At 71.9% G+C, this 16,488-nt stretch carries 14 protein-coding genes and 5 tRNA genes; 5 read left to right on the forward strand and 14 right to left on the reverse strand.

The genetic code is table 11. The annotated features are described in order from the left end of the window. Positions 1–57: 57 nt before the first annotated feature. The gene (locus O1G21_RS14040; RefSeq protein WP_270150987.1) at positions 58–1,041 is read right to left on the reverse strand and encodes an NAD(P)H-dependent glycerol-3-phosphate dehydrogenase; all 984 of its coding nucleotides are present in this window, start codon (positions 1,039–1,041) and stop codon (positions 58–60) included. Positions 1,042–1,055: 14 nt separating this feature from the next. Beyond that, positions 1,056–1,889 carry a lysophospholipid acyltransferase family protein gene (locus O1G21_RS14045; RefSeq protein ID WP_270143817.1) on the reverse strand — a complete coding sequence of 278 codons (834 nt, stop codon included), beginning with the start codon at positions 1,887–1,889 and terminating at the stop codon, positions 1,056–1,058. A gap of 230 nt (positions 1,890–2,119) precedes the next feature. Between O1G21_RS14045 and cofC the strand changes: the two genes are divergently transcribed. Together cofC and O1G21_RS14055 are read left to right on the forward strand one after the other, a co-directional pair. Next, positions 2,120–2,836, forward strand: a complete 717-nt coding sequence (gene cofC / locus O1G21_RS14050; RefSeq protein WP_270143818.1) for a 2-phospho-L-lactate guanylyltransferase — start codon at positions 2,120–2,122, stop codon at positions 2,834–2,836. A gap of 38 nt (positions 2,837–2,874) precedes the next feature. Next, positions 2,875–3,099, forward strand: coding sequence for a hypothetical protein (locus O1G21_RS14055; protein ID WP_030288047.1), 225 nt, complete (start codon positions 2,875–2,877; stop codon positions 3,097–3,099). Positions 3,100–3,295: 196 nt separating this feature from the next. Here O1G21_RS14055 and O1G21_RS14060 read toward each other — a convergent pair whose 3' ends face one another. From O1G21_RS14060 to leuC, 4 genes are all read right to left on the reverse strand, one after another. After that, positions 3,296–4,003, reverse strand: a complete 708-nt coding sequence (locus O1G21_RS14060; protein ID WP_270143819.1) for an HU family DNA-binding protein — start codon at positions 4,001–4,003, stop codon at positions 3,296–3,298. 133 nt (positions 4,004–4,136) lie between these two features. Next, positions 4,137–4,487 carry an SCO5555 family protein gene (locus O1G21_RS41780; protein ID WP_405000642.1) on the reverse strand — a complete coding sequence of 117 codons (351 nt, stop codon included), beginning with the start codon at positions 4,485–4,487 and terminating at the stop codon, positions 4,137–4,139. A gap of 182 nt (positions 4,488–4,669) precedes the next feature. Further along, positions 4,670–5,266: a 3-isopropylmalate dehydratase small subunit gene (gene leuD, locus O1G21_RS14070; protein WP_270143820.1), complete on the reverse strand. Its 597-nt coding sequence runs from the start codon at positions 5,264–5,266 to the stop codon at positions 4,670–4,672. Between the two features lie 3 nt (positions 5,267–5,269). Continuing rightward, complete coding sequence (gene leuC, locus O1G21_RS14075) at positions 5,270–6,700, reverse strand: 3-isopropylmalate dehydratase large subunit (protein ID WP_270143821.1); 1,431 nt, start codon at positions 6,698–6,700, stop codon at positions 5,270–5,272. Positions 6,701–6,931: 231 nt separating this feature from the next. Between leuC and O1G21_RS14080 the strand changes: the two genes are divergently transcribed. Beyond that, complete coding sequence (locus tag O1G21_RS14080) at positions 6,932–7,645, forward strand: IclR family transcriptional regulator (RefSeq protein WP_030246527.1); 714 nt, start codon at positions 6,932–6,934, stop codon at positions 7,643–7,645. A 150-nt stretch (positions 7,646–7,795) separates the two neighbouring features. Here the strand turns inward: O1G21_RS14080 and O1G21_RS14085 are convergent. The 8 genes from O1G21_RS14085 to O1G21_RS14120 form a co-directional block, all read right to left on the reverse strand. After that, positions 7,796–7,870, reverse strand: a tRNA-Gln gene (locus tag O1G21_RS14085). Positions 7,871–7,919: 49 nt separating this feature from the next. Beyond that, positions 7,920–7,992, reverse strand: a tRNA-Glu gene (locus tag O1G21_RS14090). 27 nt (positions 7,993–8,019) lie between these two features. Continuing rightward, positions 8,020–8,092 (reverse strand) — tRNA-Glu (locus O1G21_RS14095). A 27-nt stretch (positions 8,093–8,119) separates the two neighbouring features. Continuing rightward, positions 8,120–8,192 (reverse strand) — tRNA-Glu (locus tag O1G21_RS14100). A gap of 48 nt (positions 8,193–8,240) precedes the next feature. Then, a tRNA-Gln gene (locus tag O1G21_RS14105) sits at positions 8,241–8,312 on the reverse strand. A gap of 250 nt (positions 8,313–8,562) precedes the next feature. Next, on the reverse strand, positions 8,563–10,062 hold the full coding sequence (gltX, locus tag O1G21_RS14110) for a glutamate--tRNA ligase (RefSeq protein ID WP_270143823.1): 1,500 nt from the start codon (positions 10,060–10,062) through the stop codon (positions 8,563–8,565). Continuing rightward, positions 10,055–10,855, reverse strand: coding sequence for a fumarylacetoacetate hydrolase family protein (locus O1G21_RS14115; RefSeq protein WP_270143824.1), 801 nt, complete (start codon positions 10,853–10,855; stop codon positions 10,055–10,057). The genes gltX and O1G21_RS14115 overlap by 8 nt, the downstream gene beginning before the upstream one ends. 579 nt (positions 10,856–11,434) lie before the next feature. Beyond that, on the reverse strand, positions 11,435–11,653 hold the full coding sequence (locus O1G21_RS14120) for a hypothetical protein (RefSeq protein WP_030288065.1): 219 nt from the start codon (positions 11,651–11,653) through the stop codon (positions 11,435–11,437). A 638-nt stretch (positions 11,654–12,291) separates the two neighbouring features. On the opposite strand from O1G21_RS14120, the gene O1G21_RS14125 reads away from it, so the two are divergent. Together O1G21_RS14125 and O1G21_RS14130 are read left to right on the forward strand one after the other, a co-directional pair. Continuing rightward, positions 12,292–16,029 carry a nitrate- and nitrite sensing domain-containing protein gene (locus O1G21_RS14125; protein ID WP_270143825.1) on the forward strand — a complete coding sequence of 1,246 codons (3,738 nt, stop codon included), beginning with the start codon at positions 12,292–12,294 and terminating at the stop codon, positions 16,027–16,029. A 10-nt stretch (positions 16,030–16,039) separates the two neighbouring features. Beyond that, positions 16,040–16,453, forward strand: a complete 414-nt coding sequence (locus O1G21_RS14130) for a roadblock/LC7 domain-containing protein (RefSeq protein WP_030291361.1) — start codon at positions 16,040–16,042, stop codon at positions 16,451–16,453. The last annotated feature ends 35 nt before the right edge of the window (positions 16,454–16,488 follow it).

The raw sequence follows: 16,488 nt of genomic DNA on the forward strand, positions 1-16,488 counted from the left end.
GTTTGGGACATCACGGCCGGAGAGCCCCGCCGCAACGCCCCGGCTCCTGGGGCAGCCCTAGCGGCGCTCCGCCTTGGCCGAGCGCGACATCAGCGCCTGCAGCGCCTCCTGGGTCGGCCGCCCGTTGTGCACCACGTCCACCACGGCCTCGACGATCGGCATGTCGACCCCGCTGCGCCGGGCCAGGTCCAGCACCGACTCGCAGGACTTGACGCCCTCCGCGGTCTGCCGGGTGGCCGCGATGGTCTCGGCCAGCGACATGCCCCGGCCCAGGTTCATCCCGAAGGTGTTGTTGCGCGACAGCGGTGAGGAGCAGGTGGCGACCAGGTCGCCCATCCCGGCCAGCCCCGCGAAGGTGTGCGGGTCCGCGCCCAGCACCTCGCCGAGCCGGGTGGTCTCGGCCAGCCCGCGGGTGATCAGCGTCGCCTTGGTGTTGTCGCCGAGCCCCATGCCGGCCGCCATGCCGACGGCCAGGCCGATCACGTTCTTGACCGCGCCGCCGAGTTCGCAGCCGATCACGTCGGTGTTGGTGTACGGCCGGAAGTACGGCGTGTGGCAGGCCGCCTGGAGCCGCTTGGCGACCGCCTCGTCGGTGCAGGCCACCACGCTGGCGGCGGGCTGCCGGTTGGCGATCTCCTTGGCCAGGTTGGGACCGCTGACCACCGCGACCCGCTCCGGGCCGACCTTGGTGACCTCGTCGATGACCTCGCTCATCCGCTTGGCGGTGCCGAGTTCGATGCCCTTCATCAAGCTCACCAGCACGGTCTGCGGCTCGATCAGCGGCGCCCAGGCGGCCAGGTTGTCGCGCAACGTCTGCGAGGGCACCACGAGCACCGCGAAGTCGGCGCCGGCCAGCGCCTCGGCGGCGTCGGTGGTGGCCCGGACGGAGTCGGGCAGCCGGACGCCCGGCAGGTAGTCCGGGTTCTCGTGGGTGGTGTTGACGGCGTCCACCAGCTCCTGGCGGCGGGCCCACAGCACGACCTCGCAGCCGGCGTCGGCCAGCACCATCGCGAACGCGGTGCCCCAGGAGCCGGTCCCCATCACGGCGCAGCGGGTCACCGGACCGTCCCCTCGGCGTCGTTGTCGCCCGGTCCGCCCTTGGCCCGGCGGCGTTCGGCCAGCGCGGCTGCGGCCCGCTCGCGGGCGGCCTTGCGCATGTCGTAGCGCTCGGCCGGCGGCTGCTCGCCGCGGACCTCGGCCAGCACGGCGGTGATCGCCGCCATGATGTCCTCGGTCGCGTCGTTGAGCACCTGGGCGGTGAGCTCCAGGCCCTGGTACTTGCTCAGGTCCACGGCGGGCCCGGCCGCCACCGTCACCCGGTGCCGCGGGAACAGGTTGAACTTGCCCTTGCCGTAACCGGCCCGGCCGTACGGCGGGATGATCTCGTGGGCGCCCCAGTGCGCGACCGGGATGACCGGCGCACCGGTCATCAGCGCGACCCGGGCGACCCCGTTCTTGCCGGTCATCGGCCACAGGTCCGGATCCCGGGTGAGCGTTCCCTCCGGGTAGAACTGCACGCACTGGCCGTTGTTGACGGCGTCGATCGCGGCCCGGAAGGCCTGTGCGGCGTCGGTGGACTCGCGGAACACCGGAATCTGTCCGGTCTTGCGCAGCATGAATCCGATGAAGGGAATCGAGAACAGCGAGGACTTCCCGAGAATCCGCGGCGGACGCCCGCTGTTGTACTGCCAGTGCGCGTAGATCACCGGGTCGATGATCGAATTGTGGTTCACCGCGGCAATGAAGCCGCCTTCCTTCGGAATGTGCTCCCAGCCCCGCCAGTCGGGCTTCACCAGGGCGGTCGTCACCGGCTTCACCAGCACGGCCGCGAAGCGGTACCAGATGCCGTAGTCGGCGTTGCCGAACTTGGCGTACGAGCGGCGGGCCACCCCAGCTCCTTCTCATCCGATGCGGCACGAGGGGTGCCGCGGTCATAGCCTCCCGGCGCCGCGCACCGCTGCGACCGGGGCCCGGCGCACGGGCGCGGAACAGTGTCGCCCGCCTGCTCACCGACTGTCGAGCGGCCGCGCCAACCCGCCGGGCGGGCGTGATCAAACGCACGTCCGCACAGCTCGGGCGGCCTGGCGAGGGCTCCGGGACCGGCGTCACAATGACGCCGATGACCCAGGACACCGTACGCCCCAGCGCGCCCGTCGCGCCCATCGCGCCCGCCGCCGACTGGTCGCTGGTGCTGCCGCTCAAGCCGCTCGCGCTGGCGAAGAGCCGACTGGCCCCGTACGCCGGGCCGCACCGGGCCGAGCTGGCGCTGTCCTTCGCCCTCGACACGGTGACCGCCGCGCTGGCCACCCCGGGCGTCGCCCGCGTGCTGGTGGTCACCCGGGACGCCACCGCCGGTGCCCGGCTGGCCGCGCTCGGCGCCGTGGTGGTCGCCGACGAACCCGGCGGCGGCCTCAACCGGGCGCTGGCGCACGGCGCCTCGGCCGCCCGGGCGCTCGCCCCGCGGGCACCACTGGCCGCCCTCTCGGCGGACCTGCCGGCCCTGCGCCCGGCCGAACTCGCCCGGGTGCTGGGCGCGGTGCCGCCGGACGGCCGGGCCTTCCTGCCCGACTCCCCCGGCCTGGGCACCACCCTGCTCGCCAGCACCCCCGGCCGTCCGCTCTCCCCCGCCTTCGGGGACGGCTCACGGGCCCGGCACGCGGCCGGCGGGGCGTTCGAACTGCGCCTGGCGGACGTGGAGTCGGTGCGCCGGGACGTCGACACCGGCACCGACCTCGGCGAGGCCGCGACCCTCGGCCTCGGCCCGTACACCAGCACGCTGTTCGACCGCATGAGCCGCTCCCGAGCCGTTCCCGAGCCGCTCCCGGAGCGCTCCTGACCAGCGGGCCCCCGCCCGCCGCTCGCTATGCTGCTGGCATGCAGGCCACCGCGTTCACCTTCGACCCCGCCACCCGAGCCGGCTCCGTGCTGCTCGACGACGGGACCCCGGTGCCGTTCGACGCGGCCGCCTTCGACGCCGGCGGCCTGCGGCTGCTGCGGCCCGGCCAGCGGGTGCGGATCCGCACCGAGGGCACCGGCGAGGCCCGCCGGGTGGTCTTCGTGACCCTGCAGACCTTCCCCGACCCCGCCGACGGCCGCTGACTCCGCCGCTCACCGGCCCCGCCGTTCCCGCGGTTCCCGCCGTTCCCCCGGTGTTCCGCGCCCGGCCGACGGCTGCCGTCGAATCCTGACTGAGCGCCCGGAAATCGAGAGAGCCGCGGCCACCCGGTCTCCGCATTCGCGGAAGGGGGTGCCGCGGCTCTGAGCCGAAGGCCGTCCGAGGACAGTCGCGCGGGACTTACTTGGCAGAGGTCTTGCGCGCGGTGGTCTTGCGGGTGGCGGTCTTCTTCGCCGGCGCCGTCTTCTTGGCCGTGGCGGTCGCCTTCTTGGCGGTGGCCGTGGTCTTCTTGGCGGCAGCCGTGGTGGTCGCCTTCTTGGCGGCAGCGGCCGTCTTCTTGGTCGCGGCGGCCGTGGTCTTCTTGGCGGCGGCGGCGGTGGTCGCCTTCTTGGCGGGAGCCGCCTTCTTCGCGGCGGCGGCCGTGACCTTCTTGGCGGCGGGCGCCTTCTTGGCGGCGGCCTTCTTGGCGGCGGCCGGGGCGGCGGCGGCAGCGGTGGCGGCGCGCTTGGTGGCGGCACGCTTGGCGGCCGGGGTCGCGGCGACACCGGCCTTGCCCGGGGTGAGGGAGCCCTTGGGGGCCTTCTTCACCGAGGGGCCTTCCTTCGGCAGCTTCTTGCTGCCGCTGACCAGGTCCTTGAAGCCCTGGCCCGGACGGAAGCGGGGGACCGAGGTCTTCTTGACCTTGACCCGCTCGCCGGTCTGCGGGTTGCGGGCGAAGCGCGCGGAGCGCTCCACCTTCTCGAAGGTGCCGAAACCGGTGACCGAAACCCGGTCACCGGCCACAACGGCACGGACCATGGTGTCGAGCACTGCGTCGACGGCCTCTGCGGCAGCCTTGCGACCGCCCAGCTGCTCGGCCACCGCTTCGACAAGCTGAGCCTTGTTCACGTCTTCCCCTTCGGAAACGGGCGCCGGATGATTCCATCCGTTCTTTTCGCACGTTAGGTATGTATCTGCGGACTTTCAATTACCAAACGCGCGAATCACCCTAGTGTCGCAATGGATTTGCGCGTCCGCGACCTCAGTCGAGCGGCGGGTGCCCCTCGTCGAGGTCATGTACAAAGCGACTCAACCGCCTTGCCGCCTCCGGAAGATCGCGCTTGGCGGTCTCCGTGACGATGAGCAGTTGACGGGTGAGAGCGGTCTTTGCATCGACAGACACGTTCAGCGCATGCACGCGGGCGTGAGCTTGCTTCAACCGCTCGGCCACGAGCGCGTAGAGCGCTGCGACTTCCAGGTCGTCCGGCGCCTCAGCTGGTGTTGCGGAGGTGACGTCCGGCCGATCGTCAATTCGGCGTTCGGATCCCCGGCCCATGGACTCCTCGGACGCGGGTTCGCCGCCCGCGTACGGAGGTTCATGGTGCCGGTGCATGTACTGATTGTGCCATCTACCCGCAGTTGTACTTGCGCGGGGCCCTCTTCCGCAAAGCCGAATGGGCAATCCGGGGAGGCCCCGGTGCTAACTCGTGCTCCGGAACACCGGATGGCCCGGCCCCCCCGAGGGGGAGCACGGGCCATCCGGTGGATCGTCAGAATGCTTGTTCTGAAGGGAACTCAGGAGACCGGCAGAGTACGGGGCTTGAACGCCGGACGGGTCGCTTCGTAGGCGGCGATGTCGGCCTCGTTCTGCAGGGTGATGCTGATGTCGTCCAGGCCGTTGAGCAGCCGCCACCGGACGTTGTCGTCCAGTTCGAAGGACTCGGTGACGCCTTCGGCCCGGACCTCCCGCTTCTCCAGATCAACGGTGATCTCGGCCGAAGGGTCACTCTCGGTGAGCGACCAGAGGCGTTCCACGGCCTCCTGCGGCAGCACGACGGTCAGCAGGCCGTTCTTCAGGGAGTTGCCGCGGAAGATGTCGGCGAAGCGCGAGGAGATGACCGCGTGGAAGCCGTAGTTCTGCAGCGCCCAGACGGCGTGCTCGCGGGAGGAGCCGGTGCCGAACTCGGGCCCGGCCACCAGGACGGTGGCCCCCTGGCGCTCGGGCCGGTTGAGGACGAACGACTCGTCCTTGCGCCAGGCTTCGAACAGCCCGTCCTCGAAACCGGTTCGGGTGACCTTCTTGAGCCAATGGGCCGGGATGATCTGGTCGGTGTCCACGTTACTGCGGCGCAGCGGGACGGCCCGGCCGGTGTGGGTGGTGAACTTCTCCATGGCTCAGGCCTCCACGGCGACGTCGGCGAAACGGTCGGACAGGTCGGACGGGGCGGCCAGGCGGCCCAGGACGGCGGTCGCGGCGGCGACCTGCGGGGAGACCAGGTGGGTGCGGCCGCCCTTGCCCTGCCGGCCCTCGAAGTTGCGGTTCGAGGTGGAGGCGCAGCGCTCCCCGGGGGCGAGCTGGTCGGGGTTCATGCCCAGGCACATCGAGCAGCCGGCGTGCCGCCATTCGGCCCCGGCGGCGGTGAACACCTGGTCCAGGCCCTCCTCGACGGCCTGCAGGGCGACCCGGACGGAGCCGGGGACGACCAGCATCCGTACGCCGTCGGCGACCTTGCGGCCCTCCAGGACGGCGGCGGCGGCGCGCAGGTCCTCGATCCGGCCGTTGGTGCAGGAGCCGACGAAGACGGCGTCGACGGCGACCTCGCGCAGCGAAGTGCCGGCCTCAAGGCCCATGTACTTCAAGGCGTTCTCGGCGGCCGCGCGCTCCTGCGGGTCGGCGAAGTCCTCGGGGTGGGGGACGTTCGAGCCGAGCGGGGCGCCCTGGCCGGGATTGGTGCCCCAGGTGACGAACGGGGTCAGCTCGCTCGCGTCGATGAACACCTCGTGGTCGAAGACCGCGTCCTCGTCGGTGGCCAGGGTCCGCCAGTACTCGACGGCGGCGTGCCAGTCCGCGCCCTGCGGGGCGTGCGGGCGGCCCTCCAGGTACGCGAAGGTGGTCTCGTCGGGGGCGATCATGCCGGCCCGGGCACCCGCCTCGATGGACATGTTGCAGACGGTCATCCGGGCCTCCATGGACAGGCTCCGGATCGCCGAACCGCGGTACTCCAGGACGTAGCCCTGGCCGCCGCCGGTGCCGATCTTCGCGATGACGGCCAGGATCAGGTCCTTGGCCGTGACGCCCTCGGGCAGTTCGCCCTCGACGGTGATCGCCATCGTCTTGAACGGCGCCAGCGGCAGGGTCTGGGTGGCCAGCACGTGCTCGACCTGGCTGGTGCCGATGCCGAACGCCAGCGCGCCGAAGGCACCGTGGGTGGAGGTGTGGGAGTCGCCGCAGACCACGGTGGTGCCGGGCTGGGTCAGGCCGAGCTGGGGGCCGACCACGTGCACCACGCCCTGCTCGACGTCGCCGAGCGAGTGGATCCGGACGCCGAACTCGGCCGCGTTGCGGCGCAGGGTCTCCAACTGCACCCGGGAGACCGGGTCGGCGATCGGCTTGTCGATGTCCAGGGTCGGGGTGTTGTGGTCCTCGGTGGCGATCGTCAGATCGGTGCGGCGGACCTTGCGGCCGGCCAGCCGCAGCCCGTCGAAGGCCTGCGGGCTGGTGACCTCGTGGAGCAGGTGCAGGTCGATGAACAGGAGGTCGGGCTCGCCCTCCGCGCGCCGCACGACGTGGTCGTCCCAGACCTTCTCTGCGAGTGTCCGTCCCATCGGATTCCCTCCAGCCGGCCGCGTTGCCGGCCTTCTCGTGTCGTCGGGGTCACTGCGTGCGGCGCCCGTGCGGAGCGCGCTCGCGAGACCTGCACGCCGGATCGCTGTCCACGATGCGGACACTCTGGCGAGGTCCCATCCTGGATGTCTCCCGGGCTGCTGCATCCAGAGTGGCGCTTTTCCCGGAAGATTGAACTTGCGTCTCGCGGAATGAGACTGCAGTCTTAGGGCATGGACAACACTAGCGGCGTCGGCGTTCTCGACAAGGCCGCTCTGGTGCTGAGCGCACTGGAGTCGGGCCCCGCCACGTTGGCGGGGCTGGTCGCCGCCACCGGTCTGGCGCGCCCCACGGCCCACAGGCTCGCCGTCGCACTCGAACACCACCGTCTGGTCACCAGGGACATGCAGGGGCGCTTCATCCTCGGCCCCCGCCTGTCCGAACTCTCCGCCGCGGCGGGCGAGGACCGGCTGCTCGCCACCGCGGGCCCGGTCCTGACCCACCTGCGCGACGTCACCGGCGAGAGCGCACAGCTCTACCGCCGCCAGGGCGAGATGCGGATCTGCGTAGCCGCCGCCGAGCGGCTCTCCGGCCTGCGGGACACCGTCCCGGTCGGCAGCACCCTGCCGATGAAGGCCGGCTCGGCCGCCCAGGTCCTGCTGGCCTGGGAGGAGCCCGAGCGGCTCCACCGCGGCCTCCAGGGCGCCCGCTTCACCGCCACCGCGCTGAGCGGCGTGCGGCGGCGCGGCTGGGCCCAGTCGATCGGCGAGCGGGAGCCGGGCGTCGCGTCCGTCTCCGCTCCCGTGCGCGGCCCCTCCAACCGTGTGGTGGCCGCCGTCTCCGTCTCCGGCCCGATCGAGCGACTGACCCGCCACCCGGGCCGGCTGCACGCCCAGGCCATCATCGAGGCCGCGAACCGGCTCACCGAGGCGCTGCGCCGGAGCTGATCCGGCCGATTCCCCCACCCGCCCCGTCCCCCACCGGAAATCCCCCACCGAAAACCCGAAGGGCCCCGCTCGGAGTCGAGCGGGGCCCTTCGGGTTCTTCCGTCGGCGGAAAACGAAAAAGACCCCGCCGGGCGGGGCCTTTCCAATTTCTGGCTGGGGTACCAGGACTCGAACCTAGACTAAATGAACCAGAATCACTCGTGCTGCCAATTACACCATACCCCAACACAAAGCAAGGGCCGATGGGCGAGCCCACCGGCTTCCTGCTCTGAAGTACCCCCGACCGGATTCGAACCGGCGCTACTGCCGTGAGAGGGCAGCGTGCTAGGCCGCTACACAACGGGGGCTTTCCAGGTGATCCCTTGCGGGATCAGTACCCCCGACCGGATTCGAACCGGCGCTACTGCCGTGAGAGGGCAGCGTGCTAGGCCGCTACACAACGGGGGCTTTCCAGGTGATCCCTTGCGGGATCAGTACCCCCGACCGGATTCGAACCGGCGCTACTGCCGTGAGAGGGCAGCGTGCTAGGCCGCTACACAACGGGGGCTTGGATCTTCATTTGTCCTGCGGTGCGACCGTTACCGATCGTACAGCGCTGGGGTACCAGGACTCGAACCTAGACTAACTGAACCAGAATCAGTCGTGCTGCCAATTACACCATACCCCACCGGAGTTGGGCCCCAGCGGGGCCTTCTCAGGCGTTGCGCCTCTCGGTCGGTCCCGTTCCGAAGGGCTTTCGCTCCCTCGTCCGTTCCCTCCCGGGCGGCGCAGAAAGAACATTACCCGACGTCCGCCCTGGCTCCAAAATCGATAACCGCAGGCAGCGGCCGGGAGGCCGTCGGATGACCTCCGGGTGCGCCGCGGGCCCGGCACCAGGCCGGGCCCGCGGGCTGCTCAGGAGGCGCTCAGCGGCCGGTTCAGACGGCCGGCAGGGCGTCCAGGGCGGAGCGCAGGCGACGCAGCGTCTCGGGGCGGCCGAGCAGCTCCATCGACTCGAACAGCGGCGGCGAGACCCGGCGGCCCGTGACGGCCACCCGCAGCGGCGTGAAGGCGAACTTGGGCTTGATGCCCAGCCCGTCCACCAGCGCCTCGCGCAGCGCGGCCTGGATCGGCTCCGGGGTGAAGTCCGCGAGCTCCTCCAGCGCCTTGATGCTGGCCTCCAGCACCGGGCGGGCGTCCGCGGTCAGCGCCTTGGCGGCGTCGTCCGGGTCCACGGTGAAGTCGGCCGGGTCGACGAACAGGAAACCGGCCATGTTGACGATCTCGCTCAGCACGACCATCCGCTCCTGGGTGAGCGGCGCCACCTTGGCGAGCAGGTCCAGCTGCTCGGCGGTGGGCTCGGCCGGCAGCAGGCCGGGGGCCTGGAGGTACGGCACCAGGCGGCGGACGAAGTCCTCCGGGGCCAGCTTGCGGACGTGCTCGGCGTTGATCGCCTCGCACTTCTTGAGGTCGAAGCGGGCCGGGTTGGAGTTCACCTTCGCGATGTCGAAGGCCGCGATCAGCTCGTCCATGTCGAAGATGTCGCGGTCGTCGGCCAGCGACCAGCCCAGCAGGGACAGGTAGTTGAGCAGGCCCTCGCGGATGAAGCCGCGCTCGCGGTAGAGGTTGAGCGAGGCCTGCGGGTCGCGCTTGGAGAGCTTCTTGTTGCCCTCGCCCATCACGTACGGCAGGTGGCCGAAGCGCGGGGTGGCGCCGGTGCCGACGCCGATCTCGGCGAGCGCCTCGTACAGCGCGATCTGGCGCGGGGTGGAGGACAGCAGGTCCTCGCCGCGCAGCACGTGGGTGATGCCCATCAGGGCGTCGTCGACCGGGTTGACCAGGGTGTACAGCGGGGCGCCGTTGGCCCGGACGATGCCGTAGTCCGGCACGTTCTCCGGCTCGAAGCTGAGCGTGCCGCGGACCAGGTCGTCGAACGCGATGGTCTTGTCGGGCATCCGGAAGCGCAGGATCGGCTCGCGCTTCTCCAGCTTGTAGACGGCGACCTGGTCGTCCGTCAGGTTCCGGCAGTGGCCGTCGTAGCCGGAGGGCTTGCCGGCCGCGCGGGCGGCCTCGCGGCGGGCGTCCAGTTCCTCGGTGCTGCAGTAGCAGTAGTAGGCGTGCCCGGCCTCGTGCAGGCGGCGGGCGACGTCCGCGTAGACGTCCATCCGCTGCGACTGGCGGTACGGCTCGTGCGGGCCGCCGACCTCCGGGCCCTCGTCCCAGTCGAAGCCGAGCCAGCGCATCGCGTCGAGCAGCTGCTCGTACGACTCCTCGGAGTCGCGGGCCGCGTCGGTGTCCTCGATCCGGAAGACCAGCTTGCCGCCGTTGTGGCGGGCGTAGGCCCAGTTGAAGAGGGCGGTGCGGACCAGGCCCACGTGGGGGTTGCCGGTCGGAGAGGGACAGAAGCGAACCCGGACGGCCGGGTCAGTGTTAGCCACGCTTGATCACCTTGTTGGTGAGAGTGCCGATGCCTTCGATGGAGACGGCGACCTCGTCGCCGACGTTGAGCGGGCCCACCCCTGCGGGCGTGCCGGTGAGGATGACGTCGCCGGGCAGCAGCGTCATGGCCTCGGAGATGTGGACGACCAGCTCGGCGACCGAGCGGATCATCAGGGAGGTGCGACCGGTCTGGCGGAGCTCGCCGTTGACCGTGCAGGTGATGGCGAGGTCGCTCGGGTCGAGGTCGGTCTCGATCCACGGCCCCAGCGGGCAGGCGGTGTCGAAACCCTTGGCCCGGGCCCACTGGCCCTCGCGCTGCTGGGCGTCCCGGGCGGTGACGTCGTTGGCGCAGGTGTAGCCGAGGATCACCTCGGGCACCCGGTCCAGCGGCACCTCGCGGCACATCCGGCCGATCACCACGGCGAGTTCGGCCTCGTGGTGGACGTCCGAGGAGAACGGCGGGTACGCGATGTTCTCGGTCGGGCCGATCACCGAGGTGGACGGCTTGAAGAAGGTCAGCGGGACGTCCGGGACGTCGTTGCCCAGCTCGGCCGCGTGGGCCGCGTAGTTGCGGCCGACCGCCACGATCTTGTTCGGGAGCATCGGGCTGAGCAGCCGGACGTCCTGGAAGCGGTAGCTCTCGCCGGTGGGCTGGGGCTGGCCGAACGGGTGGCCGGCCAGCTCGTGGACGACCAGCGAGTCGGGCTGGGAAGGGTCCCCCTCGACCACGCCGAAGGAGACGCTGCCGGCGGCAGGGCTCCCTTCCCGGACGGAAAACCTGGCAATGCGCACGGCTGGGCTACCCCTCGCTTCGTCGGCCGCCCGGGGCGCCCCCGGGCGCTGGTGGGCGCCCCGCCCGTCCCGGACGCGGCCCCGTCAATCGACGTCCAGGCTATCGCGTGGGGCCCCTCCCGACCGCTCTGCCCCTGTTCAGCGTGGTCGGGGTGGACCCGCCCCGAGCGCCCCAGTCCGGCGAGCGGGCAAGGGCCCAGCCCCGAGCCCCTTCGGCCGGCGAGCGGGCGAATCCCCGCCCCGAGCCCCTTCGGCCGGCGAGCGGGCGAATCCCCGCCCCGAGCCGAAGAGGCGCGCCGGTGCCGAAAGGGAGAAGCGAGGGAGCGACGCAGGAGCGCCGGAGCGCCGACCGTCGGCACCGGGTCAGAGCGCCCCGGAGGCGAGCGGGTGAGTGGCCCCGCCCCGAGCCGAAGGGGCGCGCCGGTGCCGAAAGGGAGAAGCGAGGGAGCGACGCAGGAGCGAGGGAGCGCCGACCGTCGGCACCGGGTCAGGAGCGCCCCGGAGGCGAGCGGGCGAATAGCAGCGGGCGCCGTCGCCGCTGCTCGCGGTGACGGCGCCCTCGGCGGAGCGCTGGTCCGGTCAGTCCCGGACGGTGACGACCGGGGCGACCATCAGCTGGGTGCGGCGCGGGTTGGCGGTGACGGCCGGCAGCTCGGTGCCGTAGGTGACGACGTCCTCGGGCTTGCGGGCGCCCGGGATCTTGCTGAAGTCCTCGACCGAGGCCAGCGTGGTCCGGCGCGGGTTCGCCGTGGAGCGGCAGGACAGCGTGGACTTGGTGGCCTTCTTCGCCAGGGACATCGAGAGCACCTCGTGGTCGTGGCCGGGTGGATCGCCAGGGATCCGCACCGGCCGGAGTGATTCCGATTGATTCGGAGGGGTTCTGGGCAGGCTGATCGGGGCCGTGCTCCGGAGAGAGCCAGGTTACGAGATCTCATTCCACAGACGCCGTGACCAAAGCTACACATTAGTCTGTGATTTTGCTCACAAATTGACGTGCAAATCACCGATAACCGACATTTCGCCGCATCAGAATTTTCGGACATTCCGTGCAGAACGGGCATTCCAGCAGGTCTGCGACTCTTTTCGATCTCGAGCCACGTTGGCATGTATCCGACGAGTGTCCGAAAAAGGCGGTATTCCGGTCCGGTTACCGCACAGTCAGTGAAATCCCGCGTGCGGTCGGTAGTGCCGGGCGGTTGGTTCCGGCGGCCCTTGTTGGGATTCCCTCGCTGTGCTGGAATGCCACGGACCGTGGGTAGGGAGCAGTCCACCCCGGTGACCCGCTCTCCCGGACCGGCCGGGGTGCGGATGGAAACTCGACACCGTCCAGGCCGTGGCGACGCGGCGGGACGCCCGGTCCAGAGGTTGCGACGCCAGTGCAGGGACGTTTCAAAAGGGGTAGCGGCGCCGCGGGTGACCCGGAGTCGCGCGAGCCTGTGGCAGCCCCTCAGCAGGCGGCGGCCCCCGGCGGCCCGGCCGACCCGGTAGCGCCCGAGGCCCCCGCCCGCCCGGAGGACGACGGCCAGGACCGCAAGTCCACCCGGGACAAACTGCGGACCACCCTGACCAGGCGCCGCGCCACCGGTCTGAGCCGGCTCGCGATGCGCAACTGGCGCATCCGCACCCGCCTGATCGCGCTGCTCGCGCTGCCGGTCCTGGTGTCGCTGGTCCTCGGTGGCCTGCGCATCCAGACCTCGCTGCAGAACTCGCAGCAACTCGCCCAGATGGCCAACCTGTCCGATCTGGCCAAGAAGGCGACCAACCTCGCGGACGCCCTGCAGACCGAGCGCGACATCAGCGCCGGCTACATCACCAACAAGCCGAACGAGCCGCTGGACGACGAGATCGTCGCCGCCCGCAAGGCCACCGACGACCTCAGCCGCACCTTCACCACCTCCTCCGACAAGTTCGAGAACCTCGACCTCTCCGGCGGGAAGGCGCTGCTGTTCCAGATCCGCAAGGACCTGAACTCGATCGCGGACGCGCGCAACACGCCGTACCAGAACAACCAGAACATCCAGGCGACGATCACCGCCTACGACGTGATCATCCGCGACCTGCTGGACATCACCCAGGAGATCGCGCTCACCTCCAACAACAAGGACCTGCTGGTCGCCACCCGCGCGCTGCAGCAGTTCTCGCTGGCCAAGGACGCCACCTCGCAGCAGCGCGCGCTGATCAGCGCCGGTCTGGCCAACCCCAAGGCCCCGGACCTGAGCGCGAGCGACGAGTCCTTCGGCATCCGCCTGCGCACCGCGTACGACAACGCGCTCAACAGCTTCAACAACACCTACGCCGCGCACGACCTGGACAACCTGCGCAGCCAGCTGAGCTACAACAACGTGGTCGCCGAGGCCGACCGCTACTCGCGCTCGATCCTCCAGCCGGGCGGCATCCACCAGACCGAACCGGTCTCGTACAGGGACTGGTACGAGAAGGCCACCACCAAGATCACCGCCGAGCGCCGGATCGAGTCCAAGCTGCTCGAGGACCTCGACGGAAAGGCCCAGGACCTGCAGTCCCAGGCCGACACCGAGGCCCTGATCATCGGTGCCGCCGTTGCCCTGACCCTCCTCGTCGCCCTCGGCGGCGCCGGTCTGATCGCCCGCTCGATGGTGCGCTCGCTGACCCGTCTGCAGACCGCGGCCGAGGACGTCGCCGAGCGGCGCCTGCCCGAGCTGGTCAAGACGCTCTCCGAGAGCGACCCGCACGACGTCGACACCACGGTCGAACCGGTCGCCGTCGACTCGACCGACGAGATCGGCCACGTGGCCCACGCGTTCGACATGGTGCACAGCGAGGCCGTCCGCCTCGCCGCCGAGCAGGCCCTCCTGCGCGGCAACATCAACGCGATGTTCACCAACCTGTCGCGCCGCAGCCAGGGCCTCATCCAGCGCCAGCTGTCGCTCATCTCGGAGCTGGAGAGCCGCGAGGCCGACCCGGACCAGCTGGCCAACCTGTTCAAGCTGGACCACCTCGCGACCCGCATGCGCCGCAACGGTGAGAACCTCCTCGTCCTCGCCGGTGAGGACCCGGGCCGCCGCTGGACCAGGCCCGTCCCGCTGGTCGACGTGCTCCGCGCCGCCGCCTCCGAGGTGGAGCAGTACGAGCGCATCGAGCTCGCCGCCGTACCGTCGGCCGAGGTCGCCGGCCGCGTCGTCAACGACCTCGTCCACCTGCTCGCCGAGCTGCTCGAGAACGCCACCTCGTTCTCCAGCCCGCAGACCCGCGTCCGGGTCACCGGCCACGCCCTGCCCGACGGCCGGGTGCTGGTCGAGATCCACGACACCGGCATCGGCCTCAGCCCGGACGACCTCGCCGAGATCAACGAGCGCCTGGCCAACCCGCCGACGGTGGACGTCTCCGTCTCCCGCCGCATGGGCCTCTTCGTGGTCGGCCGCCTGTCCCTGCGACACGGCATCCGGATCCAGCTGCGTCCGAGCGACTCCGGCGGCACCACCGCGCTGGTCATGCTCCCGGTCGACGTGACCAACTCGGCCGAGCGCCGGGCCCCCGGCCGTCCCGGCCCGGGCGGTCAGGGCAAGCAGCAGCGCGGGGTCGCCCCGACGCCGCGCCAGCAGCGCCAGATGCCGCCCGGCCGCCAGGGCGGTCCGGCCGCGCTCGGCCAGGGCCCGGCCGGCGGTGCCCCGCAGGGCGGCCGTCCGCAGCTCGGCCAGGGCACTCCGGCCGCTCCCGCCGCCCCTGCCGCGCCGACCGGCCCGGGTGCGCCCGGCGGCCGCGCCGGCGGACTGCCGACCCGTCAGGTCGGCCAGGCGCTGCGCGAGAACCCGGTTCCGGCGGGCCAGCAGGGCCCGGGTCAGCAGGGTCCGGGTCAGCAGGGCCCGGGTCGGCCCGGCCGACGCGGCCAGGGCCGGCCGGCGCCCGCCCAGCAGGGCCAGCCGCAGCAGACCCCCCAGCAGCAGGCTCCGCAGGGCCAGCCGCAGCAGTCGCCGCAGGGCGGTCTGCCGCAGCGCGCCCCCGGCCGCCAGGGCCCGCCGCAGGCCGGCCCGAACGGTCTGACGCGCCGCGGCCAGGGCCGCCCCGGCCAGGAGCGTCCGCGCCCCGACGCCGGTCCGGGCGCTCCGGCCCCGCGGACCGGCGAACAGCCGCAGCACGGCCGTCCGGGTGCGCCCGGCGCCCCGCAGCAGGGTGTTCGGCCGGGCAACCGTCCGCAGGACGGCCTGCCGCAGCGCGCCCCCGGCCGTCCGGGCCCCGCCGGCCCCGGCCAGCAGGGTCCCGGTCCGCAGGGCCAGCAGGGCCCGCGCCGTCCGCAGCGCCCCGGTCCGGACGCGCCGCAGCAGGGCCGTCAGCCGCAGCTGCCCCCGCAGCAGCAGCCCCAGCCGCTGCCGCCGGCCGAGCCGGCCCCGGTGGAGAGCACCCAGCAGTTCGCCCGGCCGCGCTTCGAGGCCAGCCAGATCGACCCGCGTGACCCGCTGGGCCTCGGCCTGGTGGAGCCGGTGCTGCCGAACGTGCCGAACCCGGCCCAGCCGCAGCAGCCCCAGCCGTTCCAGCAGCAGCCGGTCCAGCCGCCGGTCCAGCCGCAGCGGCAGGAGCCGATGGCGCTGCCGACCGGGCCGTCCGAGGCCACCGGCGAGCAGCCCTGGTACCCGCCGCAGGCCGACGGCCCGCAGCAGGCCCGGCCCCGGCCGTACCAGCCGCGCCGGCCCGGCACCTCCGCGCCGGAGTTCCAGCAGGAGGACCGGCCGCAGCGGACCCCGCGGCAGCAGGCTCAGCAGGCCCCGCAGGCTCAGCAGGCTCAGCAGGCTCAGCAGCAGCAGGCCCCGCAGGGTCAGCCGCAGCCGCCGCAGCCGGGTGTCGGTGAGGCGCCCTGGCGCCCGTCCGCGAACGACGAGCGCTGGCGCCGTGCCGAACAGGTCCGCGAGCCCTCGACCAGCGGTGTCACCATGTCCGGCCTCCCCCGGCGGACCCCGCAGGCCAACCTGGTCTCCGGCACCGCCGAGGCCTCCCCGCTGACCGGTCCCCAGGTCTCCCGGGCCCCCGAGGAGGTCCGCGGCCGCCTGACCAACCTGCGCCGCGGCATCCAGCAGGGCCGCCGCGCCGGGGCCGAGCAGGCCGCCAACCAGCAGGGCTTCCAGCATGGTGCCCAGCAGCCCGGATTCGATAGTTTCGGTGGCCGGACCGACGGCAACGGCGCAGATCACCAGGAGCGTTGAGTTGAACCAGATGAGCCAGGCCGCCCAGAACCTGAACTGGCTGATCACCAATTTCGTGGACAACACCCCCGGGGTGTCCCACACCGTGGTGGTCTCCGCGGACGGCCTCCTGCTGTGCATGTCGGAAGGCTTCCCGCGCGACCGCGCCGACCAGCTCGCCGCCGTCGCCTCCGGCCTCACCTCCCTCACCTCCGGCGCCAGCCGGATCTTCGAAGGCGGCGAGGTCAACCAGACCGTCGTCGAGATGGAGCGCGGCTTCCTCTTCCTCATGGCCATCAGCGACGGCTCCGCCCTCGCCGTCCTCGCCGCACCCGACTCCGACATCGGCCTGGTCGGCTACGAAATGGCCCTGCTCGTCGACCGAGCCGGCGCCGTCCTCACCCCCGCACTCCGCGCGGAACTCCAGGGCAGTCTCCTGCACTGACCGGAACCCGCGCGGATCTCCCACCGTTCCACCCC

This window comes from Kitasatospora cathayae (genome assembly GCF_027627435.1).
Classification (GTDB): domain Bacteria; phylum Actinomycetota; class Actinomycetes; order Streptomycetales; family Streptomycetaceae; genus Kitasatospora; species Kitasatospora cathayae.

Coding starts and splice junctions, on each gene's coding strand:
- O1G21_RS14040 (WP_270150987.1), bottom strand. CDS start 1,041: ATGGGGACCGGCTCCTGGGGCACCGCGTTCGCGATGGTGCTGGCCGAC.
- cofC (WP_270143818.1), top strand. CDS start 2,120: ATGACCCAGGACACCGTACGCCCCAGCGCGCCCGTCGCGCCCATCGCG.
- O1G21_RS14055 (WP_030288047.1), top strand. CDS start 2,875: ATGCAGGCCACCGCGTTCACCTTCGACCCCGCCACCCGAGCCGGCTCC.
- O1G21_RS41780 (WP_405000642.1), bottom strand. CDS start 4,487: ATGCACCGGCACCATGAACCTCCGTACGCGGGCGGCGAACCCGCGTCC.
- leuD (WP_270143820.1), bottom strand. CDS start 5,266: ATGGAGAAGTTCACCACCCACACCGGCCGGGCCGTCCCGCTGCGCCGC.
- leuC (WP_270143821.1), bottom strand. CDS start 6,700: ATGGGACGGACACTCGCAGAGAAGGTCTGGGACGACCACGTCGTGCGG.
- O1G21_RS14080 (WP_030246527.1), top strand. CDS start 6,932: ATGGACAACACTAGCGGCGTCGGCGTTCTCGACAAGGCCGCTCTGGTG.
- O1G21_RS14120 (WP_030288065.1), bottom strand. CDS start 11,653: ATGTCCCTGGCGAAGAAGGCCACCAAGTCCACGCTGTCCTGCCGCTCC.
- O1G21_RS14130 (WP_030291361.1), top strand. CDS start 16,040: ATGAGCCAGGCCGCCCAGAACCTGAACTGGCTGATCACCAATTTCGTG.